Here is a 26,067-nt window from a genome sequence, read left to right as displayed (position 1 = left end):
AGTGATGCGACGCCCAACACAGATGGCAATTGCCATTGTCGGAGCAGCAGCACTGTTCGCCCTGGCCGGCTGTACCACCGACCCATCAGTCACAGCGCCCACCGAAGGCGAAGAGACCGAGACGGTTGAGTGGTTCGACCAGGCACTGTTCGACAAGCAGCTTGAAGAGATCGGCACCACTCCGGAAGGTCCGGCAGACCAGCCGTACCTGCAGTACATCAACGCGGAGATGATCGATACATCCCAGTACGCGAGCGAAGGCGCGAAGAAGGCCTGCTTCGCGAACGCCTCCATCTCCAACCCCTGGCGCCAGACCGGCTGGATCACCATGAACGAACAGCTCAAGGTGCTCCAGGAGCAAGGCGTCATCTCCGAGATGGAGACCCGCGACGCGCAGGACGACGACAACACGCAGATCGCCGACATCGACTACTTCATCGAAGAAGGCAACTGCGATGCGTTCATCATCTCGCCGAACAGCACGGCGGCGATGACGCCGGCGGTCGAGCGTGCCTGCGAAACCGGCAAGCCGGTCGTCGTCTTCGACCGAGGAGTTCAGACCGAATGCCAGACCACGTTCATCCACCCGATCGGTGGATTCGCCTGGGGCATCGAGTCGGCGAACTTCCTCATCGACAACCTGGAGCCCGGAAGCAAGGTAGTCGCCCTGCGCATCCTGCCAGGCGTTGACGTTCTGGAACAGCGCTGGGCCGCGGCCGAGAAGCTGTTCGGTGAGAACGACATCGAAGCCGTCGACTACTTCACCGGTGCCGACCCGGCCGAGATCAAGAAGATCATCTCGGACGAGCTCGCCAAGGGTGACGTTCACGGCGTGTGGATGGATGCCGGTGACGGCGCCGTCGCAGCAATCGAGGCGTTCGAGGATGCTGGAGTCGACTACCCGGTGATGACCGGTGAAGACGAGTTGAGCTTCCTGCGCAAGTGGGAGGAGACCGGGTTGACCGGCCTCGGCACTGTGTACTCCAACTTCCAGTGGCGCACGCCGCTGCTCGCCCTGCAGAAGATCTTCGCCGGTGAGGAGATCCCCAAGGAGTGGGTGCTCCCGCAGGAGCCGATCACCGAGGAGGAGCTTGCTGCCGCCCTGGAGAACAATGAAGGAATGCCCGATGGCCACTACGCCCGCTTCGGCGGCGAAGACCTCCCCGGCTACCCGACGGTCTGGCAGGAGCGGATCATTCCGTAACCCGTAGCACCCTGGGGGTTGGGTGGCATCGGCTGAGTCGGTGCCACCCAACCCGCATGCTCGTACCAATGGAGGAACGTTGCGCAGAACCTTGGGAGTGAACACCTGGGTGTGGGTCTCCCCGCTCACCGACGACTCGCTCGACCAGCTGGCCCGCAAGGCGGCCACCATGGGCTTCGAGGCGATCGAGTTGCCGGTGGAGTCGCCGGGTGACTGGGATCCGGCGCGGGCCGCCGACCTGCTGGCCGAGCTCTCGCTGGCCCCGTACGTCGTCGGCGCGATGGGAGCCGGTCGTGACCTGGTGGAGGCAATGGATGATGCAGTCGCTGCGACGCAGCGTTACCTCATTCACTGCATCGACGTCGCACAGGCGCTCGGCGCATCCGTCGTCGCCGGCCCCTTCTATGCCCGAACCGGCCGGACCTGGCGGATGTCGCCAGAGACGCGGTCGGCCACGGTCGCCGAACTCCGCCGCAATCTGGCGCCTGTGGTTGATGCGGCGATCGACGCGGGTGTGACGCTCGCGATCGAACCGCTGAACCGCTACGAAACCAGCCTCATCAACACGGTCGAGCAGGCACTGGATGCGCTGGAGCCGCTCCTTGGCCCGGGTCTGGGCCTCGCGCTGGACAGCTACCACCTGAACATCGAGGAGAAGAGCCCGACTGCCGCCATACGGCTGGCGGGCGAACACCTCGCCCACGTGCAGGTCTGCGGTAACGACCGCGGGGCGGTGGGCGATGACCACACCGATTGGTCGGCGTTCCTGGATGCCCTGGATGACGCCGGATACTCCGGACCCCTGAACCTGGAGAGTTTCACCGGGGAGAACGAGACGATCGCGACAGCGGCGTCGATCTGGAGGCCGCTGGCGGCCAGCCAGGACGCCCTGGCCGAGCGCACGCTCGCATACTTGACTGAACTGCAGGATTCGAGGGAGCAACAATGACGCAGGACACCGCACGGCCCGACGCGCAGGAGAGTTCGCACCCGGTGACCTTGTTCACCGGGCAGTGGGCCGACCTGACACTGGAAGAGGTGGCGAAGTACGCCAGCGAGTGGGGTTACGACGGCCTGGAGATCGCCTGCTCAGGCGAGCACCTCGACGTCTGGCGCGCGGCGGAGGACGAGGACTACCTGCAGGGCAGGCTCGACATCCTGAAGAGGTACGACCTCGGCGTCTACGCGATCTCGAACCACCTCAAGGGCCAGGCCGTCTGCGACGACCCGATCGACTTCCGGCACCAGGCGATCGTCGGCTCGAAGGTCTGGGGCGACGGGGAGGCCGAAGGCGTGCGGCAGCGCGCGGCGGAAGAGCTGAAGCTCACAGCGAAGGTCGCCCGCAAGCTCGGCATCGACACCGTCGTCGGTTTCACCGGGTCGAGCATCTGGCAGTACGTCGCCATGTTCCCTCCGGTGGGAGCGGATGTCATCGAGGCCGGCTTCCAGGATTTCGCCGATCGATGGAACCCGATCCTCGACGTCTTCGACGGTGAGGGCGTGCGGTTCGCCCACGAGGTTCACCCCAGCGAGATCGCCTACGACTACTGGAGCTCGGTGCGCGCGCTCGAGGCGATCGACCACCGTGAGGCATTCGGCTTCAACTGGGACCCGAGCCACTTGATGTGGCAGAACATCGACACCGTGGCGTTCATCGTCGAGTTCGCCGACCGCATCTACCACGTCGACTGCAAGGACACGCGGATGCGCCCGGCCAACGGCCGCGCCGGCGTGCTGGGGTCGCACCTGCCGTGGGGTGACCCGCGTCGTGGATGGGACTTCGTCTCGACCGGCCACGGTGACGTTCCGTGGGAGGACGCCTTCCGGGCGCTCCGCTCGATCGGCTACACCGGTCCCATCTCGGTGGAGTGGGAGGACGCAGGCATGGATCGCCTGCACGGTGCGAAAGAGGCGGTCGGCTTCATCCGCTCCCTGCTCTGGAAGCTGCCCGAGCAGTCATTCGACGCCGCGTTCAGCAACCAGGACTAGCGCAGCTCCTTCACCATCTCGAGCTCCCGCTGCTCAGGGTTCAACGCGTAGGCTTCCGACTTTCCGGTCAGCCGATACCCGCTGCGCTCGTAGAACGCAAGCGCGCGCGGGTTGTCCTCGTGCACGTGCAGGTGGATCTTCCGGTTGACTGTTGCCGCCCATTCCTCGACAGAGCTCAGCAGGGCGGATGCCACGCCGTGTGCCCGCCCGCGGAAGTCGGGAGAGACGTACACCCCGACCAGCAGCGGCCCAACCACGTCGGGCCCGGACGCCACGAACCCGCCCATGCTGCCGACCCATCGCCCGGTCGCCTTGTCGATGGCGACCACCAGGATCTGGTCGGATGCCTCGCCGCGGGCCGAGCGCATCCGCCACTCCGCTTCGCCCCAGCGCCCGGCATTGGCCAGGGTCTCCCCGAAGGCCGATGGGGTGTCGGCCAGCATCTCCAGGCGCAACGCGCGGTACTCTTCCCAGTCGATCTCGCGGGTGCGGCGAACGGTCACGTCAGCGGATGTCATCCGTCCATTCAATCGTGGACGCGCGGCCTTTTCCGCGGGACGCGCGCGAAATTCCGGCCGCGCACCACCGAAAAGACCGCGTCGCCGGGTGAGGGGTACACCCAGCGGGAGTACGGCCGCTTCATAGGGTTCTCATAGCTTCGCCAACAGAATGGATTCATGACCTCCGACCGCGTTAACGCAGTCCCACGGCTGACCCGGCCGGACGGCTCGCCGGTGCGTGCCGTCGTCGTCGACGACGAGTCGACCCTGGCCGAACTGCTCACCATGGCGTTGCGCTACGAAGGGTGGGAGCCTCGCTCGGCGGGAACCGGCCAGCAGGCGGTGAAAGTCATCCGCGAGTTCAACCCGGACGTCGTCGTGCTCGACGTCATGCTTCCCGACATCGACGGGCTCGAGGTACTGAAGCGGATTCGAGCAAGCGGGCACACCATGCCGGTGCTCTTCCTGACCGCGAAGGACGCCCTGGACGACCGGATCGCCGGCCTCACCGCCGGCGGCGACGACTATGTCACCAAGCCGTTCAGCCTGGAGGAGGTCATTGCCCGCCTGCGCGGGCTCATGCGCCGCTCCACGCTGGTGGTCGCCGAGAAGCCGGACCCCGTGCTGCGGATCGGAGATCTGGTACTCGACGAGGACAGTCACGAGGTGCACCGCGGCGATCGTTCGATCGAGTTGACCGCGAAGGAGTTCGAGCTCCTGCGGTTCCTGATGCGCAACCCGCGCAGGGTGGTGAGCAAGCTGCAGATCCTGGACCGCGTCTGGAGCTACGACTTCGGCGGCAAGTCGAGCATCGTCGAGCTCTACATCTCCTACCTGCGCAAGAAGGTGGATGCGGGGGAGAAGCCGATGATCCACACGGTTCGCGGCGTCGGTTACCTGATCAAGGCGCCGAAGTGACTGACCACGCGTCGCAGCCTCCTGGTCGATGGTCGCTGCGGGCTCGCCTGCTGTTGAGCGTGGTTGCCCTGTTCGCTGCTGCCAGCCTCGTGGTGGGAGTGCTGAGCGTCGTCGCCCTGAGGGGCTTCCTCATGGACCGGTTGGACGAGCAACTGTCTTCGGCCACCGGTCGCTCGCAGGATGCCGTGGGCGGCGACCCGGGGAACGCCCCGGCGCCGCCGACCCCGGATGAGCTCTCCGAGTTCCGGGCAGGAGTGCAGGGCCCGTTCACCGTGACCGCGGTCGTCACCAGCGACAGTGTCCTGGCGGTGGTTGTCACAGCGGATGGCAACCTGCGGCAGCTTTCCGACCAGCAGAGCCGGATGCTCGCCGAGGTCGACGACGACGGCACCCCGGTCACCACCAACCTGGGCGGAGGGCTGGGCAACTACCGCGTTTCGGCTGTTCCAGTGACGCTCAACGGTCGCGACACGGTGGCCCGTGTGGTGACCGGCCTGCCGCTCGGGGAGGTTGAGGGGACCCTCGTGCAGCTCAGCGTCATTATCGGCGCTGTGACACTGCTCGCGGTTGGCGCTGCGACCGGCGTCGGTGCGCTCATCATCCGTCGGGCGCTCCAGCCGCTGGAGCGGGTGGCTGCAGTCGCCTCGCGCGTGACCGAACTCCCGCTCGACCGGGGCGAGGTGGCGTTGTCGGCCCGGGTTGCCGACGCTGACGCCGACCCGAGCACAGAGGTCGGCCAGGTGGGGGCGGCCATCAACCGGATGCTCGGCCACGTGGCATCCGCCCTCAGCGTCCGGCAGGAGAGCGAGAACAAGGTTCGGCAGTTCGTGGCGGATGCCAGCCATGAGTTGCGAACGCCCCTCGCCTCCATCCGCGGTTACGCCGAGCTGACCAGGCTCGGCAATCACAAGCTGCCCGACGATGTCGTGCACGCGATCGGGCGGGTGGAGTCCGAGGCGAAGCGCATGACCTCACTCGTCGAGGAGTTGCTGCTGCTCGCGCGCCTGGATGAGGGGCGCGACCTTCAGCGGCAGCCGTTCGACCTGACGCAGCTGATGGTCGACGTGGTGAGCGACGCCCACGCGGCAGCACCGGAGCATGAGTGGTCGCTCGACCAGCCGGAGGAGTCGGTCGTGATCGTGGGGGACGCGCCGCGGATTCACCAGGCGTTAGCCAACCTGCTGATGAACGCGAAGACGCACACGCCGGAGGGAACGCGGGTCGAGGTAGCGCTGGCCGCCCAGGACGAGCACGTCGTCATCACTGTGACGGATGACGGTCCCGGCATCCCGGCGGAAGTCCAGTCCCAGCTGTTCGAGCGGTTTGCACGGGGTGACGTCTCCCGGTCGAGGGCGGCCGGCGGCACCGGCCTCGGCCTGGCGATCGTGCGGGCGGTGGTGACCGGCCACGGCGGGACTATTGGGGTGAGCAGTCGTCCCGGCCACACCCGGTTCAGCATCCAGCTCCCCCGTTAACGGGGGCAGAACGGGTCGAATTCCGCGCATCCGTGTCACACTATTCCGTACCCCGCGCTATTCGAAGGACCCGAATTGAGAATCGCGTTTACCCTAGGGGCTGCCACAAAAGTCAGCCTTGCCATGCTCGTGAGCATTGGCGCGCTCGCTGCCGGCACTTCCGCCGCCGCAGACGAGCCATCACGAGTGCCTGAAGAGGTGGCTGAATACTTCTCGTCGCACCTGATTCCTCGCCTCGGCGACCTCTATGGGCCGGGCGTTGGGGGAGAGCCCGGTATCGCCTTCGACGAGTCCACCACGACGGTCGGACCGATCACCCGGGTCATGGTGTGGACCGAGGACTTCCGCGCCGGGGTCGATACCGACCTCGCGGTCGAGCTCAGCAACTCCTGGGTTGCTCCGATCACCAGCACCGAAGCGACGGCCGAGGCGGCAACGGATGCTGCTGTGCCTTCCGAACCCCCGGCCGAGGTTCTGCAGCTGGGCCTTGCCACCGTGTGGATCAGCCCCTATTCGAACCTGCCGGAGCTGGCGAACTTCGTTCCAGGCGCCGGGCTCGGCCCGGCCATTGCGGCGGCCCCCGAGGGTTCAATGCTGGTGCATGACGAGGAGCAGGATGCCTGGTACGCGCTCTCTGGCGACCAGCTCACCCCCTTGGCGCAGGGTGGCGAAGCCGTCTCCGGCGCGGCGATCGACCTCGACAACGCACAACAGACGCTCTGGCAGGAACTGGAGACGCTGCCGACGCCGCGCGCGAACAACGGGTTCGTGATTGCCGGGCTGACCCTCGCATTCGTCGTCGTGCTGCTGGCTATTTTCGTGCTGGTCCCGGATCGCCGGCATACCGCGCTCGACCCGGAGGTCGCCCTGGGCTTCGGGCCGTCCGACGGCAGCAGGAACTGATCTGGGCCGATTTGCGGCACACTGCGCCAACCCGTAGTCTTGACGGAGCCAAAGACCGCTGGTTGTTGGTGCGCCGAGCTGTAAGGCCCAGGCACATCGATCGAAGGTTGCTCGTGAGAGCGACGCCCGCGCAGGTGTGTGAAGTTCAGATTCCCTGCCAGTGCAAATGCCATTGCCAGGATTTCCAGCTCCGTGCGCTTGCGCCGGAGCTTTTCTAGTTTCTCCGGCGGATGACGGCTGAAGCACCACAGCACTGCGCAAACTGCAGTGCACAACGATTATTGAGGAGCCACATGGCGAACAAGGAAGCTTCGGTTGCCGAGCTTGCGGATCTTTTCCGCAACTCGACCGCTGTTCTGCTGACCGAGTACCGCGGCCTCTCTGTTGCCCAGCTCAAGGAGCTGCGTACGGGCATCAAGGAGAACGCAAGCTACGCCGTGGTGAAGAACACGCTGACCAAGATTGCGGCAAACCAGGCAGGCATTTCGTCGTTCGACGATGAGCTTGTCGGGCCATCCGCTATCGCTTTCGTGCACGGTGACCCTGTCGCCGTCGCAAAGGGTCTTCGCGACTTCGCCAAGGCAAACCCTCTGCTGGTCATCAAGGGCGGTTACTTCGACGGTAACGCCCTGACCGCCGCAGAGGTCAACAAGCTCGCTGAGCTCGAATCCCGTGAAGTTCTGCTCGGCAAGCTTGCCGGCGCCTTCAAGGCTTCGCTCTTCGGCGCCGCTTATCTGTTCAACGCACCGCTGTCGAAGACGGTTCGCACCGTCGAGGCGCTGCGTGAGAAGCAGGAGTCCGCGTCCTAATTCGGGACTCGACGAAGCAGAAACCGCTCTGAAGGTAACGGCCCAGCCGGCATCCGACAGAGCACAAAGAACTAACAAGGAGAAAATCATGGCAAAGCTGTCAAGCGACCAGCTCATCGAAGCATTCAAGGAGCTCACGCTCATTGAGCTCAGCGAGTTCGTCAAGAAGTTTGAAGAAGTATTCGAGGTCACCGCTGCTGCTCCGGTCGCCGCTGCTGCCGCTGGTGGCGGCGCTGCTGCTGCAGTCGAAGAGGTCGAGGAGAAGGATTCCTTCGACGTCGTCCTCGAGGCCGCTGGTGAGAAGAAGATCCAGGTCATCAAGGAGGTTCGCGCCCTGACCAGCCTGGGCCTCGGCGAGGCGAAGGCTGTCGTTGATGGCGCTCCGGGCAACGTGCTCGAGGGTGTCAACAAGGAGACCGCCGAGAAGGCGAAGGCTCAGCTCGAAGAAGCTGGCGCCACCGTCACCCTCAAGTAGTCACTTCCGTACCGCGTTCACCGCAGTACAGCCAAGGCGCCGCTCCTCCGGGAGCGGCGCCTTTGTGCGTTGGGCGGCGGATGATCGGCGCACGTCCGCGCAGGATAGCCAGAGCACTCAGGCCCGCCGACGCAGACAAACGCGGAGCATGTTTGACCACGAACATGCTCCGCGTTGCTGCCGCCTTCGCCGGGGTGCCTGGGATCAGGTTCGGGCACCCCAGCGTGTTACTACAGGGCCATCCGACGGCGGAGGCGACCCATGACTACAGCACCTCCCAGGGTGAGGAGCAGCGCCGCTACGCCGCCCAATGGAACCAGCACGCCAGGGCCGGTCATCGCCAGCGTCGGCAGGCACACATTGAGCACGACCGATGCCGGACTGGTGGCGGCCAGCTGTTTGCCCGGGTTGATCAGCAGTTGGGCCGTGTAGGTTCCCGCCGCGGTGACGGCCGGGAACGTCACCGTCGCTGTGGTCGAGCCGGTGACGGACTTGTCTTCACCGCCGGGTACCGTTGCGCCTGATCCGTCAACGATCCGCACGAAGTACGTCTTGGTCGCATCGAGGTCGATCATGCTGGCCGATAGGGCAGCGATTCCCGTACCCGAGGCGTCACACTGATCGGAGATCAACTCGATCGACGGTGGCGCCAGGGTGTCGAGGTCACAGTCGGCTGCCGTGACCGTGTTCGATACCAGCGGGCTGCTTCCCAGCACCTCAACCTTGTAGTCGCCCGGGCTCGGCACTCCGCCGAACGTGTGCGTGAATGTGCCGGCGGTGCCGCTCGGGACTGTCATCGAATCGATCTCGACCGCAGGCGTTGCTGTGGTCACGAGGCGAACCGTGTACGCGGTCGTCGCCGTCAGTCCGTTCACGGTCATGTTGATTTCACGGTCCGTTGCCATCTGGAGCGTTGCGCACGGCTCGAGCTCCACCGTCACCGTGAATTCGTCGGTGCACGCCAGGATGGTGGCGTTGGCCGATTGGGTGAGCAGCCCGCCGTCTGTGTCATAGACCGCGACGGAGTCCGAGGAAGCTGTCACGGTGTAGGTGCCGGGGCTGACCCCGGCGAAGCTTCCCGTTCCGCCAGAGCTCTGTGCAGTCGCCTTCACCGTCGAGCCGGCGAGCAGCGAGACCGTGTAGCTCTTCGACACTCCGCTGAGGCTGAAGGTGACGGTGCCACTCGGTGAGCTCGCGGTGGAGCAGGTCGACGCGGTGATGCCGATGGCTGGCTTGTCATCCGGGCAACCCTTCACAGTCTGGCTTTTATCGATGCTCCAGCCCTTGGTGTTGTAGGGGTCGTCCGGAGACTTGACGACGACCCGGTAGGTGTTGTCGACGTTCTTGTCCCAGGTGTAGGACTCGCTCCAATCGCCGCCGAATGAGATGTCGGTGACGGTGGTTCCGTTGATGACAACGGTGACCTCGGTGTTGCTCGGATATGACGTCAAAGTCACGCTGAGCCCATTGGTGCAATCAGCGTTGACAGAGGGGACGTGCGCGGATGCGCTGAGGGCCGGCGACAGCACGACGAGGCCTGCCGCGAGAAGAAGCGCGGCGACGGTGCCGGCAAGGGCGCGCCGAAGTCGCATGAATTCGGGTTTCATGTTCGTTCCTGTTCCTGCAACCCAACGGAGTACGGCTGGGGTGTGCCGGTGGTCATCCCGGGCTGCACCCCTCACACTGGCACTCGTTCGGGGGGTCGCACAGGGTGAGAGGGGGTTAGAAGGGGGTGATCTTCACGTCGAGGCCGAGCTCGTGCACTCGCCTGATCGCCTCTTTCCGGTTGGTGGCGGACAGTTTCCGATAGATGCTGCGAACGTGCGTCTTCACCGTGTTCGCCGAAATGTACAGTTCCGCAGCGATCTGGCCGACCGTCTTGTCCTGGAACAGGTGGTGTGCGATATCCAGTTCCCGATCGCTGAGCGGCTCGACCAGCTCTCCGGAGGTCGAACTGCCAACGCGCAATTCCTCGAGCAGGCGGTGCACGCAATCGGGTTGGTAGCGGTCGGCAGCCCGGTTCAGCATCCGGAGCATCACAATCCGGGGAACCGTGAGGAACGGTACGCGGATGCCGGTCTGGCTTCCGAGGTACAACGCCCGGTCGAAGGCGACGTCGGCGACGACCAGGTGACCCAGCTCGTAGTTCGCGGCAGCCGTCAGCAGGAGCACATCAGGAAGCACTCGATGGGAGTGGGAGTCGCCAAGCGCGGCGCAGTCGACCAGCGACCGGAGGCATCCGTCGAAGTCGCCGGCGGCAAACTTGATTCCAGCCAGCAGGCTGGACGGGCAGCTCACATGGTCGAGCAGGGGCGCCAGCTCGTCGAGTAGTTCCACGGCATGCTCGACCTCGCCCAGGTGCAGGTGGAGCCCGGCACGAAGGAGTTCGGCAAGCGACCGGATGGCGGGCGCGCCGTCCCAGCTGCGCACAGCGGCAACGCAGCGACGCTGGAGGTCCAGCGCTTCAATCAACTGGCCGTTGATCGCCGCTGTAGCAGCGCGAGCGTAGAAGGCCAGCGGCTCCCAATCGCTGAACTGCGCCGAAGCGGCTAAAGCAGCAGACCGGGATCGGGCGGTCGCCGCATCATTGCGATCGACGGCGATCAGCTGCTCAGCGACCAGGGCGGGTGCCCCGAATGGGCTGTACAGCATCCGTGTTTCGCCGGTCACCGCTTTGACTTCGCGGATGAAGTGCTCGGCCTGTTCGAAGTCGCCCAGGTAATAGGAAGCCAGCGCCAGTCCGCCGACGCACTCCGCGACATCCGCTGTCACCAGGCCGTTGTCACTCAGCCCGGAGGCGAGACGAAGCTGTTCCATGGCGTCGCCGACGTTGCCCTGATGCAGGTTGACCAGCCCGAGCTGCAGCGACACCTCGGCCTGCAGGGCGAGTCGCAGCGGCAATGTCAGCTCGAGATCGTCCTGGAGGAGGGCCCAGGCGGACTCCGCCTTGACCTTCGACGCGTCGAGGTGCCCGAGCACGCGGAGTGCGGCCGCATGGTGAAGCTGGATGGCCGGAAGGTCGGACGACCTGGCGACGCCGGATGCGATCAGCCTCTCGGCCACCTCGAAGTGGGGGAGGGCCGCCGCCTGGCCAAGCGAGTCGACCGAGCGGTAGCTGGCACCGAGGGCGGCGATGATCCAGGCATCCTCGTTCCACAGGTGCTCCGGAACCCGCCGGATCATGGCGCGCAATTGCGGGCCCCGGTCGCTGGAAAGGAGGGGCCAGGCCGCCGAGATCAATTCGAGCGCGCGGGTGAAATCGCCAGTGGTCAGAGTGGCTTCCACTGTCTCGTCGAACGACAGGTCGGGTCGGGTAAGCGGGTACACGGTGGGGCCTTCACGTCGCAAGGGGTAAGCGACCGCCGGCCGGGGGAGCACGACGGAAGCATGCGGCTATGAAAGTGAGGATAGCTGTATATCGGTTGCGCTGTCTACCCCGGATGGGGGGCAAAATCGCCGTAAGCGCTTGCAGTACCCAGCGCTATTGCGTAGCTTGATGCATGGAGCCACTCCCGCGATTTTCACGGCGTAGGAGCGGTTCCACACACACAGCAGAGCCCCGTATCGCGTCAGCCGTGCGGGACCTCATAGAGGAGGATTACATGCGTTCCACCTTGCATCGCAAAGCAACCGTCCCCATCGCATTTCTCGCAGCAGCAGGCCTTGTCCTGACCGGATGCTCCGCCGATGGCGGAGGAGACGGCGCCAGCGGACCAGGCGATTACGGCGACGCCGACGGCGTCGTTACGCTCTACGGCACCATCGCCGACACCGAGGCCGACCTTCTCAACGAGTCCTGGGCGGACTGGGAAGAGGAGAACGGGATCGACATCCAATACGAGTCGAGCAAGGAGTTCGAGGCCCAGATCGGCATTCGGGCCCAGGGCGGTAACGCCCCGGACCTGGCCATCTTCCCGCAGCCCGGGCTCCTCGCGGACCTCGCGAGCCGCGACTTCATCCAGCCCGCGCCGGAAGGCGTTGCGGCCAACGTCGAAGAGTTCTGGTCAGAAGACTGGGCCGGTTACGGAACGGTCGAAGACACCCTGTATGGTGCGCCGCTGATGGCGAGCATCAAGGGGTTCATCTGGTATTCGCCGAGCCAGTTCACCGAAATGGGTTGGGAAGTCCCGACCACCTGGGATGAACTGATGACGTTGACGGAGACGGCAGCGGCAGACCTGGGCGGACCGCCGTGGTGCGTCGGCTTCGGATCTGACGCGGCAACCGGCTGGCCCGGAACCGACTGGGTGGAAGACCTCGTCCTCCGTCAGTCCGGCCCCGAGGTGTACGACCAGTGGGTCAGCCACGAGGTGCCGTTCACCGACCCGGCCATCAAGAGCGCGTTCGACGCGGTCGGCGACATCATCCTGAACCCGGAGTACGTCAACGCCGGCCTGGGTGACGTCAAGTCCATCAACTCGACGCCGTTCGGTGACGCCGCCCGCGTGCTGGGCACCGGAGAATGCGCACTGCACCACCAGGCATCCTTCTATGACGGGTTCATCCAGGACCCGGCCAACGGGAACGCCACAGTGGGGCCGGATGCTGACATCTGGGCCTTCATCACCCCGTCCATCGAGGGCGGCGGAAACGCGGTCACCGGTGGTGGCGAGATCATCGGCGCCTTCGCAAACGATGCAGACACCATCAAGGTGCAGGAGTACCTCTCCAGCCCGGAGTGGGCGAACAGCCGGGTCTCCCTCGGCGGCGTGATCAGTGCCAACAAGGGTCTCGACCCGGAGAGCGCGTCCAGCCCGATCCTGCAGCAGGCAATCCAGATTCTGCAGGACCCCGAGACCACGTTCCGCTTCGACGCATCCGACCTCATGCCGGGTGCGGTCGGATCGGCGGCGTTCTTCGAAGGCATGCGCAACTGGGTGAACGGCGCATCAACGGATGAAGTGCTCGCCTTCATCGACGGTGCGTGGCCGTCCGAATAGTGCGGGTTGAATAAGGAACGCTGAGACGCCAGAGTTGACTCAGCGTTGATCGGGGTCGGATGGCACCAACCGCCATCCGACCCCGTCCTTCACTACCCAGCAGAGTCCATCGTCGCACTCGCCGGAAAGGGCGCGCATGTCTGATTTCCTGAACTGGATCGCCACACTCAACCCGATCGCGCAAATTCCCCTGGTTGTGCTGGCGTTCCTCATCGTCATGGCTCTCGTGCTCTTCTTCGTCGAGATCGCGCCCCGACCGGGCAGACGGTACACCGGCATCCGCCTGGCCGTCTGCATCATCACCCCGCTCCTGGTGATGCTGGTGCTGGGCTCGGTGCTCTGGGCCGCCGCCGTGGCCGCCGTGCTCGGCGGGGTATTCTTCATCCTGGACTACCGCGCCAAGTCGGGGTCCGGGTACCTGTTTCAGCTGTTCGGATTCCTCGGTCCGGCGATACTCCTGCTTGCCATCGGATTGATCTACCCGTCGATCAAGACGATCTTCGACTCCTTCTACTCGGGACGGGGCAACTTCATCGGCCTGGAGAACTACGTCTGGATCTTCACCAGGCCTGCCGCCCTCCGCACGGTGCTGAACACTGTCGTGTGGGTGCTGTTCGTGCCGACGGTGTCCACCATCGTCGGCCTCGCCTACGCGGTGTTCATCGACAAGTCCAGGGGGGAGCGGGTGTTCAAGGCCCTCGTCTTCATGCCGATGGCCATCTCCTTCGTCGGGGCGAGCATCATCTGGCGATTCGTCTACACCGCGCGCCCGGCCGGCCAGGAGCAGATCGGCCTGCTCAACCAGCTCGTCGTCTGGTTCGGCGGCGAGCCGGTGCAGTTCCTGCAGAACTCCCCACTGAACACCTTCTTCCTGATCGTCGTGATGATCTGGATCCAGACCGGATTCGCGATGGTGGTGCTGTCCGCCGCTATCAAAGGCGTGCCGGCCGACCAGATGGAGGCGGCAGAACTCGACGGAACCAACGCCTGGCAGCGCTTTATCAACGTCACCGTCCCCGGTATCCGGAACGCTTTGATCGTCGTTCTGACGACCATCTCCATCGTGTCGCTGAAAGTGTTCGACATCGTGCGCACCATGACGGCCGGCGCCAACGAGACCAGCGTCATCGCCAACGAGATGTACACCCAGTTCAAGACCTTCGAACTGGGCCGTTCGGCCGCTTTCGCCGTCGTGCTATTCCTGATGGTCATGCCGATCGTGATCTACAACGCGAGACAACTCAAGAAGCAGAAGGAGATCCGATGAGCTCCGTTGCGCCGATCAAGCTTCCGATTGACGGAGCCACCGAGGACCAACTCGAACGCGGCGAACAGTCGATGGCCAGAAGGACCAAGCGTCGACTGACCAACAGGTGGGCAACGCTCGCAGCGCTTCTTATTGCCGTGCTGTGGACCATCCCGACCTTCGGCCTGTTCGTCTCGTCGATACGCCCGGCGGCGCTCGTCAACACCAGCGGTTGGTGGACCATCTTCGAGAACTGGGGCTTCACGCTGGACAACTATGTCCAGGTGCTGCAATCGGGGAACGGCACGCTCGACCTGGCCGGCTCCTTCGTGAACTCGCTGGCCATCACCATCCCGGCCACGGTGTTCCCGCTGGTGATCGCCAGCCTCGCGGCCTACGCCTTCGCCTGGATCGACTTCAAGGGCCGCGACTGGCTGTTCATCGGGGTCTTCGCCCTGCAGATCGTGCCCATCCAGATGGCGTTGGTGCCACTGCTCAGCCTGTTCTCGCGGGGAGTGCGGGTCGGAGGAGAGCAGCTGTTCACCGGCCTCAACGCAAGCGGGTCGTACGGTCAGATCTGGATCGCGCACACCATCTTCGCCCTTCCGCTGGCCATCTTCCTGCTGCACAATTTCGTCTCCGAAATACCGCGCGAGCTGGTGGAGGCGGCAAGAGTCGACGGGGCCGGGCACGGCCAGATCTTCTTCCGCATCGTGCTGCCCCTCACCATGCCGGCCATCGCGGCGTTCGCCATCTTCCAGTTCCTCTGGGTGTGGAACGATCTGCTGGTGGCCCTCGTCTTCGCGGACGGCGCCGTGGCGCCGGTCACCAAGCTGCTGGCCGAGATCACCGGAAGTCGTGGCCAGGACTGGCATCTGCTCACCGCCGGCGCCTTCATCGCCATCCTGGTGCCGCTGATCGTGTTCTTCGCGTTGCAGCGGTACTTCGTGCGCGGGCTGCTCGCTGGATCCACCAAGGGCTAGCCCGTGCCTCAACCGGCTTTAGGCTGAAGGCATGAGCGGTGGGGGCGGACAGGTCGGGCGATACGGCAAGGCTCGAACCCGCATCAGCGGTCAGGACCGGGAAGCCCAGAAGCGGGAGAACGCTGAGGCGCCCAAAATCCCGCACCTGCTGCGGCGCATCCGCCACCTTTTCGAACCGCACAAACGCGCCATCATCGTCACCATCAGCCTGGTGCTCATCGGCGCGGCCATCAGCGTGCTGCCGCCGCTGCTGACCAAAGAGGCCTTCGACCGGGGACTCTTCCCGCCCGAGGGAACCCCGAACATGCCGGTGCTGATCCAGCTGGTGAGCATCATGGTGGTGCTGTGGATCGCATCCGCCGCCCTCGGTGTGTGGCAGACCTGGCTGACAGCGACCGTCGGCAACAAGGTGATGGGGCAGTTGAGGGTGCGGATGTTCGCCCACCTGCAGCGGATGGAACTCGCGTTCTTCACGCGGACCAAGACCGGCGTGATCCAGTCCCGGCTGCAGAATGACGTCGGAGGGGTCGCCGGCGTGCTCAGCAACACGGTGGCCAGCGTGATCGGGAACACGGTGACCGTCATTGCCGCGTTCGTCTCCATGCTGGTGCTGAGCTGGCAGCTCACGGTGGTCGCGGTCATCCTGCTCCCGCTCATCGTGGTCGCGCAACGGCGCATCGGGCAGGTGCGGGCCAGGATCGCAGCCAAGACGCAGGAGTCGCTCAGCAACCTGAGCGCCATCACCCAGGAGTCGTTGAGCGTCAGCGGCATCCTGCTGGCCAAGAGCTTCACCCAGCAGGGCGCCGAGGTCGACCGCTACCGTGACGAGAACCGGACCCAGGTGTCGCTTCAGGTGAAACAGACCATGAGCGGCCAGTGGTTCTTCGCCACGGTGCAGGTTTTCCTCTCCATCATCCCGGCGATCATCTACCTGGCCGCGGCGTGGCTGATCCTCGGGGAGGTGCCCGTCACGGCCGGCACGATTGTCGCCTTCACGACGGTGCAGGCACGTCTCACCTGGCCGCTGATGGGGTTGATGCGGGTTGCGCTCGACCTGCAGACATCATCCGCCCTCTTCGCGCGCATCTTCGAGTACCTCGACCTGGAGCCGGCGATCTCGGACAAGCCGGGGGCAAAGAAGATCGAGAGCCTTCAGGGACCGACCTCCGCTATCGGGCGCATTGAGTTCGACAACGTCGTCTTCCGCTACCCGGATGCGCCGGCAGACTCGCCCGCGACGCTCAAGGGGGTCTCATTCACGATCGAACCCGGCCAGTTCGCGGCCTTCGTCGGGCCGTCGGGCGCGGGCAAGACCACGGTCTCGTACCTCATCCCGAGACTTCACGACGCGTCATCGGGTGCCATGCGCTTCGCCGGAGTCGACGTTCGGGACCTGCAGCACGAAGACCTGATGCGCCACATCGGCATTGTCAGCCAGGAGACCTACCTCTTCCACGCGACCATCGCCGAGAACCTGCGCTACGCGAAACCGGATGCCACGCAGGCCGAGCTGGAGGCCGCGGCCACGGCTGCGAACATCCACGAGACCATCGTGTCGTTCCCGGATGCCTACGACACCGTGGTCGGGGAGCGAGGCTACCGGCTGAGTGGCGGCGAGAAGCAGCGGGTGGCGATTGCCCGGGTGCTGCTGAAGGATCCACCGGTGCTCATCCTCGACGAGGCGACCAGTGCACTCGACTCGGTGTCGGAGCGCGTGGTGCAGGATGCCCTGGACACCGCATCACACGGCCGCACCACCATCGCGATCGCGCACCGGCTGTCGACCGTGGTCGACGCGGACGTCATCTTCGTGGTTGACGGCGGAGTCATTGCTGAGCAGGGGTCGCACGACGAACTGCTGGCCGCCGGCGGCGTCTACGCCTCGTTGTACCGGCGCCAGGACGCACCACTTTGAGGGGGGTGTCGCCTCTTATGCAATTGCCGCTCAGCCGCTATGGTTGGCACTACCCGCATTACCCATAACCCGATCAACTGTCTGCGCCGCTGACACACCCGCCAGCGAGTCTGCTTGACGCGTAGAAGTAACATCGCGCTTACCCGAAAGAGCCACATCGATGTCAACAGCCATCATGCCCTCGCGCGTGGTCACCACATCCGACCGCACTGTCACCCTGGAGTGCGAAACCTGCACTTCGACGGCAATGACCATCTCACCGAACCCGTACTTCGGTACCGGGCTCGCCGTGCATCGCCACATCGCCGTGTGCGACAGCTGCGGCGCCGTCGCCTTCGTGCCGGAGCCTGGGCCCGTTCCCAGCCTGGTCGAGCGGCTCGTCGCCTACGTACGCAGCTTCTTCACCGGTACCGCTGCCGCGTAGCTTCCGCTTTACCTGCGAGCGTCGAGCAACTCGTTCATGTAGTCGATCTCGCTCTGCTGCACCGCAACCATGCCCTTGGCCAGGTCGGTGACCGCCCGGTTCGTTGAGCGGTCGAGGATCGCCTGCGCCATATCGACGCCGCCGACGTGGTGCGCGATCATCAGCTCGAGATAGAGAATCTCGGCCGGCACCCCGTCGAGGGACTTCAGCTCTCGCATCTGCTCGGGGGTGGCCAGCCCGGGCATCGGCTCGCCCGGCACATGGGCGACCTCGCTGTTCTCGCCGCTGTGGTCGTGGCCCGCGCCCTCGAGCGTCGGGCGGGTCATCCAGGTCATCGATGGCTCGGGGGCCGCTTGCGGAACGCCCCAGATGCTCAGCCAGGCATACATCTGCCCCGCCTGGTGTTGCTGGGCGGTCGCGATGTCTTCTGCGAGCATCCGCAGTTCCGGGCTTTCGGTGCTGTCGAGCAGGATCATCGACATCTCGACCGCCTGGAGGTGGTGGTGCTGCATGTCCCGTGAGAAGCCGGCCTCAGCGCTGGTGGAGTCGGGGACCGGTGTCACCGGCGCCGCCATGAACCCGACCGCAAAACCGGTCGCGGCGACAACCGTGGCGCCGAGGATCATCCCGACGATCAGGCGAGTGCTGAGTGGGCGCTTAGGCGACTTTTCCGGGTCCATCGATTCCTCTGGTGCACAGGGCGCCCGGCTCCGGAACGGTCGGTGACTGCCAGTACTTCTCGACGAAGTCGCCGAGGCGCTCATCATCGACACCGTTGAGCTTCACCTGTGCACCCCAGGCAGATGCGACCACTGGCGTGGCCAGGTCGGGATACGGGGACAGGATGATGTAGCTGTCCGGAAGCTGGGACCGCAGCTCCTCGACATCCGCTTCGTCCAACTCGTCGGCGTCGTAGGTCACCCACACCGCGCCATGCTCAAGTGCGTGCACGGCGTTCTCGTTCTGCTGGGGCTCGGTGTAGACGCCGCAGTTCAGCCAGGCCGGGTTATGCACGCCGCCGGCTGGTGGATTCGTGCCGTACTGTTCCTCGTAGTCGACGCGGGTCTCCACGTGGCCGAACTCGATGTCGGGCCAGGTGTCGATGCCGGCGATCTCGATCGAGGCGGGGTCGCGCTTCGGGGTGGCGTTGGAGATGACGACGGTCACGATCAGCGCCACGACCGCCAGCGCGGCGACGGAGCTGAGGGTGATGGCGACGATGCGGTTGCGCTTGGCGCGTGCCTGCTGCTTCTTGAACTGCTCCACCTTCGCCTGCCGGCGGGCTTCGCGCTCCTGCTTGACGGTCAGCTTCTTCGCCGACGGGGGGAGCACTGGTTCTGGGGTGTCGCTGGGGGCCACGTGGAGGGTCCTGTCGTATCGGGGGCAGGGGTCAAGAGACAAATCTACCGAGTGTCACTGGGAACCAAGTACAGGGAGGCCCGAAGTATTCCCCCAGAGCCCCAAGTAACGCTGCAGACGCCGCTGGTAGATTGGCCGAACCATGAAGTTTGCAAACACCATCCTCGACCTGGTCGGCAACACCCCTCTCGTCAAATTGAACAGCGTGACCGATGGCATTGCCGCGACCGTGCTGGTCAAGGTCGAGTACCTGAACCCCGGCGGCTCGTCGAAAGACCGCATCGCCACGCGCATCATCGACGCTGCCGAAGCATCCGGCGAGCTGAAGCCCGGCGGCACCATCGTGGAGCCGACCTCCGGCAACACCGGCATCGGGCTCGCCCTGGTGGCCCAGCAGCGCGGCTACCGCTGCGTCTTCGTGCTGCCGGACAAGGTCGGCGAGGAGAAGCGCAACACCCTCACCGCGTACGGGGCCGAGATCGTCGTCACGCCGACGGCCGTCGCTCCGGAGAGCCCGGAGTCGTATTACAGCGTCTCCGACCGGCTGGCCCGCGAGATTCCAGGAGCCTTCAAGCCGAACCAGTACGCCAACCAGAACGGGCCGCTCAGCCACTACGAGACCACCGGGCCGGAGATCTGGCGAGACACCGACGGGAAGATCACCCACTTCGTGGCGGGCGTCGGAACCGGCGGCACCATCAGCGGAACCGGCCGCTACCTGAAAGAGGTGTCGGATGGCGCGGTGCAGGTCATCGGCGCAGACCCCGAAGGCTCCGTCTACTCCGGCGGCTCCGGGCGGCCATACCTCGTCGAAGGTGTGGGCGAAGACTTCTGGCCGACCGCCTACGACCCCTCGGTGGTCGACCAGATCGTCGCAGCATCCGATGCAGAATCGTTCGACCTCACCCTGCGGCTGGCCAGGGAGGAGGGATTGCTGGTGGGCGGATCGAGTGGGATGGCCGTCGCATCCGCCCTCAAGGTCGCCCGCGACCTTCCGGCCGACGCCGTCATGGTCATCCTGCTTCCGGACGGCGGACGCGGCTACCTGAACAAGGTCTTCAGCGACAAGTGGATGGCTTCGCACGGCTTCTCGAACACGGCGACCGGCACCAGCGTCGCCGAGGTTGTCACCGCAACGGCTCGGGACTTCGTGCACGTTCGCCCGGAGACGACGGTGCGCGATGCCGGGAAGCTGATGGCGGCATCCGGCCTGGCGCGGGTGCCGGTGACCTCGGCCGAGCCCCCCGTCGTCATGGGAGAGGTGCTGGGATCGGTGAGCGAGGAGTCGCTGAGCAACGCGATTGCCTCCGGACGAGTGCGACCCGGCGACCCGGTCGCATCCGTCATGGACGACGCCATTCGCCTGGTCGGAACCGGCCAGTCCGTCGATGACCTTCGCGACGCCTTCTCCGAGGTCGACACCGTCATGGTGGCCCGCGACGGCAAGCCGCTCGGCATCCTCACCCATCGCGACCTGCTCGCGTTCCTCTCCCGCTGACCGCGGAGCCTCCCAGAAACGGACGAACCATGAACCAGAACCTCGACTTCAGCACGCGCGCCATCACCGCCGGGCTGACACCGGATGCGACGACCGGCGCAGTCATCCAGCCGATCTACCAGACGTCCACCTTCGTGCAGGACGGGGTCGGCAAGCTGCGGAACGGCAACGAGTACTCCCGCGGCACCAACCCGACCCGCAGCTCGCTGGAAACCCAGCTCGCGTCGCTCGAGGGGGGAAAGTACGGCTACAGCTTCTCTTCGGGGCTCGCCGGTGAAGACATCCTGCTGCGTGCCGCTCTGAGGCCAGGCGACCACGTCGTCATGGGCAACGACGTCTACGGAGGCACTCACCGGCTGGTCAACAAAGTGTTCGTGCCGTGGGGGATCGGGCTCGACACCGTCGACATGACCGACCTGGATGCCGTGCGCGCCGCCATCACTCCGGCGACGAAGGTGCTCTGGGTCGAGACGCCGAGCAATCCGCTGATGAAGATCAGCGACATCGCGGCGCTCGCCGAGATCGGTCACGCCGCCGGAGTTCTCGTCGTCGTCGACAACACCTTCGCCTCGCCGTACCTTCAGAACCCGCTGGCGCTCGGCGCGGACGTGGTCACGCACTCGACCACCAAGTACCTGGGTGGGCACTCCGACGTGCTGGGCGGAGCGGTCATCCTGAACGACGACGAGCTGGCCGAGAAGGTCGGATTTCTGCAGTTCGCGGTCGGCCCGGTGTCCGGTCCGATGGATGCCTGGCTCACCACCAGGGGCATCAAGACCCTCGCGGTGCGCGTCGAACGCCACAGCGCCAACGCCCAGCACATCGCCGAGGCCCTGGTCGGGCATCCGGCGATCGAGCGCGTCTACTACCCCGGCCTGCCGGATCACCCCGGCCACGAACTGGCCGCCCGCCAGATGCGCGGATTCGGCGGCATGATCTCGGTCGGACTCCGCGGTGGGGCGGATGCCGCGCGCACCTTCACGGAGTCGACAGAGCTGTTCCATCTCGCCGAGTCGCTCGGTGGGGTCGAGTCGCTCATCAGCTATCCGTACGAAATGACTCACGCATCCGTTCGCGGAACCGCGCTCGAGGTGCCTGACAACCTCGTGCGGCTCTCGGTCGGCATCGAGGGCGTCGACGACCTGCTGGGCGACCTGCTCGCGGCGCTCCCGCGCGCGTAACCCACTATCCGACCGGGTGGGTAGTTGGGAGGGGCGACGCGCTCAGGTGATGGTGTGCGCGGATGCTTCCAGCTCGCTGGTTGGCCGGTCCCGTTGGGTGGCGATGGCGACTCCGGCTGCAGCGCACACCGCGACGATGCCGAGGACCTGCAGCAGGCCAAGCGATTCGCGCAGGATGAGCACTCCGAAGAGAGCCGCGATCGCCGGGCTGCAACTGGTGATGATCGCATAGAGGCGGGGCGTGATGCGGCGCAGGATGAAGGTGTCGAGGCTGTAGGGGAGCGCAGACGAGAGGATGCCGCCCGCCAGCAGCAGGCCGATCGCGAACCAGCTGAACGTCGACCAATCGACGACGAACAGTGCGATCGGCAGCAGGATCGCCAACGCAACAATGGTGGCGATGGAGAGCCCTTCCAGCCCGGGGAGCTGCATGGCGACGCGACGGGTGAGCAGGATGTAGGCGGCCCAGGATGCCGCGGCAATAAGCGCGAAGACCACGCCCAGCAGGTCGAGTTCGCCTTCCATGCCGGTCAGGAGCACCACCCCGGCGCCCGCCGCGATAGCGCAGGCGATGTCGAGCAGCCGGCGGGACGCTGCCAGCGCGAGGGTGAGTGGGCCCAGGAACTCGATGGTGGCCGCGATGCCGAGTCCGAGACGCCCGACCGATTCGTAGAAGGTGAAGTTCATGACGGCCAGCACGACGCCGAGGGCGATGGCCGGCCACAGCACCTTCAGCGACAGTTTGCGCAGATTCGGCCGGTAGAACGGCAGTACGAAGATGGCTGTCATGAGCTGGCGCGCAGTGACGACGGCGACCACGCCGACCAGGGGGATGAGCAGTCCGGCGAGGGCCGAGCCGAAGTTGATGCTGAACTCGGTGAAGATCTGGGTGCCCGCTCCTATGGTGCGGTCTCGCTTGGTACTCACCAGACGACTCTATGGGTGTGATGATGTCAGTGGTCACCATCACGCTGGCAGGAGATGAATGGCGTGTTCTCGCCGCCAGTTGACCGTTTTTCGATTGACGCCGAATTCCTGCCATTGAGACCATGGAGCCATGTTGCAAGCCCTCACCACCGATACCGCGGTCGAAGTCCCTGCGCACGATGCGGGAACCGTCGGCCTGCTGCAGGGTTCTGCCCTGTACATCGCGTCGGTGCTGGGAACGGGCATCCTGGTGTTGCCGGCACTCGCGGTCACCGCGGCCGGTCCGGCATCCATTCTCGCCGTCGCCGCCGTGCTGCTGCTCTCGATCCCGCTCGCCGGCACATTCGCGGCACTGGCAGCGCGGTATCCGGATGCCGGGGGCGTTGCCACGTTCGTTCGCCTGGCCCTCGGTAAGACGGCAGCACGGATGGCCGGGTACTGGTTCTTCTTCGGCGTCGCGGTCGGCGCGCCGGTGGTCGCCGTGCTGGGCGCGTCCTACATCGTGGATGTCTTCGGCGGGCCGCTCTGGGTCGTCGTCCTGGTGGCGGCGCTGATCTTCGTCCCGCCGTTCGTCTCCAACTTCTATGGCCTCAGGATGGCCGGCTGGGTGCAGTTGGCGCTCACCGGCGCTCTCGTCGTCATCGTCGTCGGTGTCGTGTTGGTTGCCGCCCCTGAGTCACGAGCAGAGAACTTCGAGCCATTCCTGCCGCACGGCTTCGCGGGCGTCGGCGCCGCGATCAGCCTCTTCGTCTGGGCGTTCGCCGGCTGGGAGGCGGTCACCCACATCGCCGGAGAGTTCAAGAACCCGCGCCGCACCATCCCGCTGGCGACAGCGATCGCGATCGCCGCGGTTGGCGTGGCCTACCTCGCCCTGCAAGTGGTCACCGTTGGCGTGCTCGGTGATGCGGCCGGCGACAGCGCCGTCCCGCTGCTCGACCTCGTGGCATCCGCAGCCCCCGGGGTCGGACCCGTCGCCGTGGCCGTGATCGCCGCCGTGGTCGCCCTCGGCGTGCTGAACCTCTACCTCGGTGCCTTCGCGAAGCTCGGTGCGTCGCTCGGGCGCGACGGGGACCTGCCCCAGTGGATGGCGGCCGGCGCAGAATCGGGGGGCATCCCGAGGCGCAGCCTGGCCGTGGTGGCGGGCGTGGTGGCGATCTACCTTGGTGCGCTGGTCGCGTTCGGGCTGAATCTGACGCCGTTCATCCTCGTGCACACCAGTTGCATGATCGCGATCTACGTGCTCGGGATGATCGCCGCTGTGCGGCTGCTCGAACGCTGGACGGTCGGCTGGTGGCTGGCGGTGATCTCCGTCGTGCTGGTTGCCGGGCTGGTCGTGCTCGCCGGGGCGAATCTGCTGGTCCCGGTGGCTCTTGGTGCCGCGGCGACCGTGGTCACTCTTGCGAGGGCGTGGCGCCGGCGCACGGCGCTGAGCCGAGCGGCCTAACTCTTCACCGACCCGCTCATCAGCCCGCCGATGAAGTACTTGCCGAGCACGATGTAGACCACCAGAGTCGGCAGCGAGGCCAGCAGCGCGCCGGCCATTGCCGCACCGTAGTTGGCGAGCTGCGCACCCTGGGCCAGGTTGTTCAGGGCGAGCGACACCGGGCCCTCGCGCTGGTTCGAGAGGAACAGCGCGAACAGGAAGTCGTTCCAGGCTGAGGTGAACTGCCAGATGATGGTCACCACGAAACCGGGCAGCGACAGTGGCAGCACGACGCTGCGGAAAGTACGGAGCATGCCTGCACCATCCACGCGGGAGGCCTCCATCAGCTCGATCGGGATACCGACGTAGTAGTTGCGGAAGATCAGCGTGCAGATAGGCAGGCCGTAGATGATGTGCACCAGCAGAAGGGTGCTGATGCCGCTCGGAAGGCCGAGCGAGGTCTTCATCTGCACGAGCGGCGTCATGATCGCCTGGTAGGGGATGAACATCCCGAACAGGATGAAGGTGAAGACCCAGTCCGCACGCGGGAACCGCCAGCGTGACAGCACGAACCCGTTCATGGCGCCGAGGAACGATGAGATCAGCGCGGCGGGGATCGCCAGCGCGAATGTTCGGCCGATGGCCGGCCCCAGGGCGTCCCAGGCGATGGTCCAGTTGTCGAAGCCGGTCGGCCCGCCCTCGGCGACGGATTCCCACGGCCAGCGAACCGGCAGGCCCCAGGAGGTGGCCGGGTTGACATCCTGTGGCGGCTTCAGGCTGGTCACGACCAGCACGTAGACCGGCATCAGCACCACCACGAGGAACAGCACCAGCAGTACGTACTTGCCGGTGCGACCCAGCCGGAACCGCGCCCGGGTGCCGGCGGGCGGCGCGGCGACCGTCGGCTTCTTCTCGATTCCCGTCGTGATCGTCATCGGTTCGCCTTCTCCGCGCGCGCGGTGTAGATCAGGTACGGCACGATGAGCACCGCGACGAGCAGCAGCAGGATGGTGGCGATCGTCGCCGACTTCGCGTAGTCGTTGGCGGTCAGCGCGATCCACAGGTAGGTGGCCGGAACCTCGGTCTGGTAGATGGCCTTGGTGATCGCCATGATCAGGTCGAAGACCTTGAGCGACATGTGGCCGACGATGATGAGGGCCGACAGTGCCACCGGGCTCAGCTGCGGGAAGATCACGTGCCGGTACAGCTTCCACTCTGAGGCGCCGTCCATGCGCGCGGCCTCGCGCAACTCTTCCGGAATCCCGCGGAAGCCGGAGAGGAAGAGGGCCATGACGTAGCCGGAGAGCTGCCAGATCGCCGGAAGGGCGATCGCAGCCATGCCCCAGGTCGGGTCGCTCCACCAGGGGTTCTGCAGGAACCCGAGCCCCAGGCTTTCGAAGATGCGGTTGAGGCCGGATGCCCGGTCGCCCTCTGCGCTGTTCAGCAGCCAGCGCCAGACGACACCGGATGCGACGAAGGAGATCGCCATCGGGAACAGGTAGACGGAGCGGAACACGCCCTCCGCGCTCACCCCCTTGTCGAGCATCCAGGCCCAGAGGAAGCCGAAGACCATGGTTCCGGCGATGAAGAAGACGGTGAAGATGCCCAGGTTGTACAGGGAGTGGAGGAAGCGGTCCTCGGTCAACAGCCGGATGTAGTTCTCGATGCCGACGAAGTTCTCGGCCGGCTGCAGGCTGTGGCGGTCGCTCATCGACACCGAGATGTTGGCGCCGATCAGACCGTAGACGAACACGCCGAGAATGATGATCGTCGGCGAGACGAGGAGGAGCGGCGGCCCCCAGTTGCGGATTCCCTTACGCACGCTTACTCACTTCCTCGTGTCTGGCTGACGGTGCTCGCCCGCGTAATGATGGGTGGGAGCAACCGGCACTCCCACC

The 26,067-nt window shown here is 65.5% G+C and carries 24 protein-coding genes; 16 read left to right on the top strand and 8 right to left on the bottom strand.

Going from position 1 to position 26,067, the window contains the following annotated elements; genetic code table 11:
* The first annotated feature begins 4 nt into the window (after window positions 1-4).
* The 3 genes from ACX3O0_RS10005 (at window position 5) to ACX3O0_RS09995 (ending at window position 3,193) form a co-directional block, all read left to right on the top strand.
* Window positions 5-1,204, top strand: a complete 1,200-nt coding sequence (locus ACX3O0_RS10005; RefSeq protein WP_459088434.1) for a substrate-binding domain-containing protein — start codon at window positions 5-7, stop codon at window positions 1,202-1,204.
* A 79-nt stretch (window positions 1,205-1,283) separates the two neighbouring features.
* Window positions 1,284-2,153, top strand: a complete 870-nt coding sequence (locus tag ACX3O0_RS10000; RefSeq protein ID WP_459107621.1) for a sugar phosphate isomerase/epimerase family protein — start codon at window positions 1,284-1,286, stop codon at window positions 2,151-2,153.
* Entirely contained in the window at window positions 2,150-3,193 is a 1,044-nt protein-coding gene (locus ACX3O0_RS09995; RefSeq protein ID WP_459107620.1) for a sugar phosphate isomerase/epimerase family protein, read from the top strand. The genes ACX3O0_RS10000 and ACX3O0_RS09995 overlap by 4 nt, the downstream gene beginning before the upstream one ends.
* Here the strand turns inward: ACX3O0_RS09995 and ACX3O0_RS09990 are convergent.
* The gene (locus tag ACX3O0_RS09990) at window positions 3,190-3,711 is read right to left on the bottom strand and encodes a GNAT family N-acetyltransferase (protein WP_459107619.1); all 522 of its coding nucleotides are present in this window, start codon (window positions 3,709-3,711) and stop codon (window positions 3,190-3,192) included. The genes ACX3O0_RS09995 and ACX3O0_RS09990 overlap by 4 nt on opposite strands.
* A gap of 159 nt (window positions 3,712-3,870) precedes the next feature.
* Between ACX3O0_RS09990 and ACX3O0_RS09985 the strand changes: the two genes are divergently transcribed.
* The 5 genes from ACX3O0_RS09985 to rplL all read left to right on the top strand — a co-directional run bounded on the left by ACX3O0_RS09985 (window position 3,871) and on the right by rplL (window position 8,273).
* Window positions 3,871-4,611: a response regulator transcription factor gene (locus tag ACX3O0_RS09985; protein ID WP_459107618.1), complete on the top strand. Its 741-nt coding sequence runs from the start codon at window positions 3,871-3,873 to the stop codon at window positions 4,609-4,611.
* Complete coding sequence (locus ACX3O0_RS09980) at window positions 4,608-6,086, top strand: sensor histidine kinase (protein WP_459107617.1); 1,479 nt, start codon at window positions 4,608-4,610, stop codon at window positions 6,084-6,086. Before ACX3O0_RS09985 ends, ACX3O0_RS09980 begins: the two co-directional genes overlap by 4 nt.
* Window positions 6,087-6,209: 123 nt before the next feature.
* Window positions 6,210-6,989, top strand: coding sequence for a hypothetical protein (locus tag ACX3O0_RS09975; RefSeq protein ID WP_459088422.1), 780 nt, complete (start codon window positions 6,210-6,212; stop codon window positions 6,987-6,989).
* Window positions 6,990-7,282: 293 nt separating this feature from the next.
* Window positions 7,283-7,798, top strand: coding sequence for a 50S ribosomal protein L10 (gene rplJ / locus ACX3O0_RS09970; protein WP_459088420.1), 516 nt, complete (start codon window positions 7,283-7,285; stop codon window positions 7,796-7,798).
* An 88-nt stretch (window positions 7,799-7,886) separates the two neighbouring features.
* Window positions 7,887-8,273: a 50S ribosomal protein L7/L12 gene (rplL, locus tag ACX3O0_RS09965; RefSeq protein ID WP_459088419.1), complete on the top strand. Its 387-nt coding sequence runs from the start codon at window positions 7,887-7,889 to the stop codon at window positions 8,271-8,273.
* A gap of 230 nt (window positions 8,274-8,503) precedes the next feature.
* On the opposite strand, the gene ACX3O0_RS09960 is transcribed toward rplL, so the two are convergent.
* Complete coding sequence (locus ACX3O0_RS09960; RefSeq protein ID WP_459107616.1) at window positions 8,504-9,880, bottom strand: hypothetical protein; 1,377 nt, start codon at window positions 9,878-9,880, stop codon at window positions 8,504-8,506.
* A gap of 115 nt (window positions 9,881-9,995) precedes the next feature.
* The gene (locus ACX3O0_RS09955; protein ID WP_459107615.1) at window positions 9,996-11,600 is read right to left on the bottom strand and encodes a helix-turn-helix transcriptional regulator; all 1,605 of its coding nucleotides are present in this window, start codon (window positions 11,598-11,600) and stop codon (window positions 9,996-9,998) included.
* 275 nt (window positions 11,601-11,875) lie between these two features.
* On the opposite strand from ACX3O0_RS09955, the gene ACX3O0_RS09950 reads away from it, so the two are divergent.
* From ACX3O0_RS09950 to ACX3O0_RS09930, 5 genes are all read left to right on the top strand, one after another.
* Window positions 11,876-13,213, top strand: a complete 1,338-nt coding sequence (locus tag ACX3O0_RS09950) for an ABC transporter substrate-binding protein (protein WP_459088414.1) — start codon at window positions 11,876-11,878, stop codon at window positions 13,211-13,213.
* A gap of 136 nt (window positions 13,214-13,349) precedes the next feature.
* Window positions 13,350-14,480, top strand: coding sequence for a carbohydrate ABC transporter permease (locus ACX3O0_RS09945; RefSeq protein ID WP_459088412.1), 1,131 nt, complete (start codon window positions 13,350-13,352; stop codon window positions 14,478-14,480).
* Window positions 14,477-15,442: a carbohydrate ABC transporter permease gene (locus ACX3O0_RS09940; RefSeq protein ID WP_459088410.1), complete on the top strand. Its 966-nt coding sequence runs from the start codon at window positions 14,477-14,479 to the stop codon at window positions 15,440-15,442. Before ACX3O0_RS09945 ends, ACX3O0_RS09940 begins: the two co-directional genes overlap by 4 nt.
* 31 nt (window positions 15,443-15,473) lie before the next feature.
* Window positions 15,474-17,357, top strand: a complete 1,884-nt coding sequence (locus ACX3O0_RS09935) for an ABC transporter ATP-binding protein (protein ID WP_459107614.1) — start codon at window positions 15,474-15,476, stop codon at window positions 17,355-17,357.
* A gap of 160 nt (window positions 17,358-17,517) precedes the next feature.
* Window positions 17,518-17,781, top strand: a complete 264-nt coding sequence (locus ACX3O0_RS09930; protein ID WP_459107613.1) for a hypothetical protein — start codon at window positions 17,518-17,520, stop codon at window positions 17,779-17,781.
* Window positions 17,782-17,789: 8 nt separating this feature from the next.
* On the opposite strand, the gene ACX3O0_RS09925 is transcribed toward ACX3O0_RS09930, so the two are convergent.
* Window positions 17,790-18,461 (bottom strand): DUF305 domain-containing protein, encoded by a 672-nt coding sequence (locus tag ACX3O0_RS09925; RefSeq protein ID WP_459107612.1) that lies wholly within the window; start codon window positions 18,459-18,461, stop codon window positions 17,790-17,792.
* Window positions 18,439-19,140, bottom strand: a complete 702-nt coding sequence (locus ACX3O0_RS09920) for a DUF3105 domain-containing protein (RefSeq protein WP_459088402.1) — start codon at window positions 19,138-19,140, stop codon at window positions 18,439-18,441. The genes ACX3O0_RS09925 and ACX3O0_RS09920 overlap by 23 nt, the downstream gene beginning before the upstream one ends.
* Window positions 19,141-19,282: 142 nt before the next feature.
* Between ACX3O0_RS09920 and ACX3O0_RS09915 the strand changes: the two genes are divergently transcribed.
* Window positions 19,283-20,638, top strand: coding sequence for a cystathionine beta-synthase (locus ACX3O0_RS09915; protein ID WP_459107611.1), 1,356 nt, complete (start codon window positions 19,283-19,285; stop codon window positions 20,636-20,638).
* Window positions 20,639-20,667: 29 nt separating this feature from the next.
* Window positions 20,668-21,819 (top strand): cystathionine gamma-synthase, encoded by a 1,152-nt coding sequence (locus ACX3O0_RS09910; protein WP_459107610.1) that lies wholly within the window; start codon window positions 20,668-20,670, stop codon window positions 21,817-21,819.
* 42 nt (window positions 21,820-21,861) lie between these two features.
* On the opposite strand, the gene ACX3O0_RS09905 is transcribed toward ACX3O0_RS09910, so the two are convergent.
* On the bottom strand, window positions 21,862-22,746 hold the full coding sequence (locus ACX3O0_RS09905) for an EamA family transporter (RefSeq protein ID WP_459107609.1): 885 nt from the start codon (window positions 22,744-22,746) through the stop codon (window positions 21,862-21,864).
* 130 nt (window positions 22,747-22,876) lie between these two features.
* Here ACX3O0_RS09905 and ACX3O0_RS09900 point away from each other — a divergent pair, with 130 nt between their 5' ends.
* A complete protein-coding gene (locus ACX3O0_RS09900; RefSeq protein ID WP_459107608.1) occupies window positions 22,877-24,190 on the top strand; it encodes an APC family permease in 1,314 nt (437 codons plus the stop codon).
* Here the strand turns inward: ACX3O0_RS09900 and ACX3O0_RS09895 are convergent.
* Entirely contained in the window at window positions 24,187-25,104 is a 918-nt protein-coding gene (locus tag ACX3O0_RS09895; protein ID WP_459088392.1) for a carbohydrate ABC transporter permease, read from the bottom strand. The genes ACX3O0_RS09900 and ACX3O0_RS09895 overlap by 4 nt on opposite strands.
* Window positions 25,101-25,991, bottom strand: a complete 891-nt coding sequence (locus ACX3O0_RS09890; protein WP_459088390.1) for a carbohydrate ABC transporter permease — start codon at window positions 25,989-25,991, stop codon at window positions 25,101-25,103. Before ACX3O0_RS09890 ends, ACX3O0_RS09895 begins: the two co-directional genes overlap by 4 nt.
* Between the last annotated feature and the right edge of the window lie 76 nt (window positions 25,992-26,067).

The organism is Homoserinimonas sp. A447 (genome assembly GCF_054489325.1).
This window is presented reverse-complemented; position numbering and strand designations above follow the sequence as displayed.

Coding starts and splice junctions, on each gene's coding strand:
- ACX3O0_RS09935 (WP_459107614.1), top strand. CDS start 15,474: ATGAGCGGTGGGGGCGGACAGGTCGGGCGATACGGCAAGGCTCGAACC.
- ACX3O0_RS09985 (WP_459107618.1), top strand. CDS start 3,871: ATGACCTCCGACCGCGTTAACGCAGTCCCACGGCTGACCCGGCCGGAC.
- ACX3O0_RS09940 (WP_459088410.1), top strand. CDS start 14,477: ATGAGCTCCGTTGCGCCGATCAAGCTTCCGATTGACGGAGCCACCGAG.
- ACX3O0_RS09960 (WP_459107616.1), bottom strand. CDS start 9,880: ATGAAACCCGAATTCATGCGACTTCGGCGCGCCCTTGCCGGCACCGTC.
- ACX3O0_RS09930 (WP_459107613.1), top strand. CDS start 17,518: ATGTCAACAGCCATCATGCCCTCGCGCGTGGTCACCACATCCGACCGC.
- ACX3O0_RS09895 (WP_459088392.1), bottom strand. CDS start 25,104: ATGACGATCACGACGGGAATCGAGAAGAAGCCGACGGTCGCCGCGCCG.
- ACX3O0_RS09950 (WP_459088414.1), top strand. CDS start 11,876: ATGCGTTCCACCTTGCATCGCAAAGCAACCGTCCCCATCGCATTTCTC.
- ACX3O0_RS09925 (WP_459107612.1), bottom strand. CDS start 18,461: ATGGACCCGGAAAAGTCGCCTAAGCGCCCACTCAGCACTCGCCTGATC.
- ACX3O0_RS09975 (WP_459088422.1), top strand. CDS start 6,210: ATGCTCGTGAGCATTGGCGCGCTCGCTGCCGGCACTTCCGCCGCCGCA.
- ACX3O0_RS09910 (WP_459107610.1), top strand. CDS start 20,668: ATGAACCAGAACCTCGACTTCAGCACGCGCGCCATCACCGCCGGGCTG.
- ACX3O0_RS09945 (WP_459088412.1), top strand. CDS start 13,350: ATGTCTGATTTCCTGAACTGGATCGCCACACTCAACCCGATCGCGCAA.
- ACX3O0_RS09995 (WP_459107620.1), top strand. CDS start 2,150: ATGACGCAGGACACCGCACGGCCCGACGCGCAGGAGAGTTCGCACCCG.
- rplJ (WP_459088420.1), top strand. CDS start 7,283: ATGGCGAACAAGGAAGCTTCGGTTGCCGAGCTTGCGGATCTTTTCCGC.
- ACX3O0_RS10005 (WP_459088434.1), top strand. CDS start 5: ATGCGACGCCCAACACAGATGGCAATTGCCATTGTCGGAGCAGCAGCA.
- ACX3O0_RS09915 (WP_459107611.1), top strand. CDS start 19,283: ATGAAGTTTGCAAACACCATCCTCGACCTGGTCGGCAACACCCCTCTC.
- rplL (WP_459088419.1), top strand. CDS start 7,887: ATGGCAAAGCTGTCAAGCGACCAGCTCATCGAAGCATTCAAGGAGCTC.
- ACX3O0_RS09990 (WP_459107619.1), bottom strand. CDS start 3,711: ATGACATCCGCTGACGTGACCGTTCGCCGCACCCGCGAGATCGACTGG.
- ACX3O0_RS09900 (WP_459107608.1), top strand. CDS start 22,877: ATGTTGCAAGCCCTCACCACCGATACCGCGGTCGAAGTCCCTGCGCAC.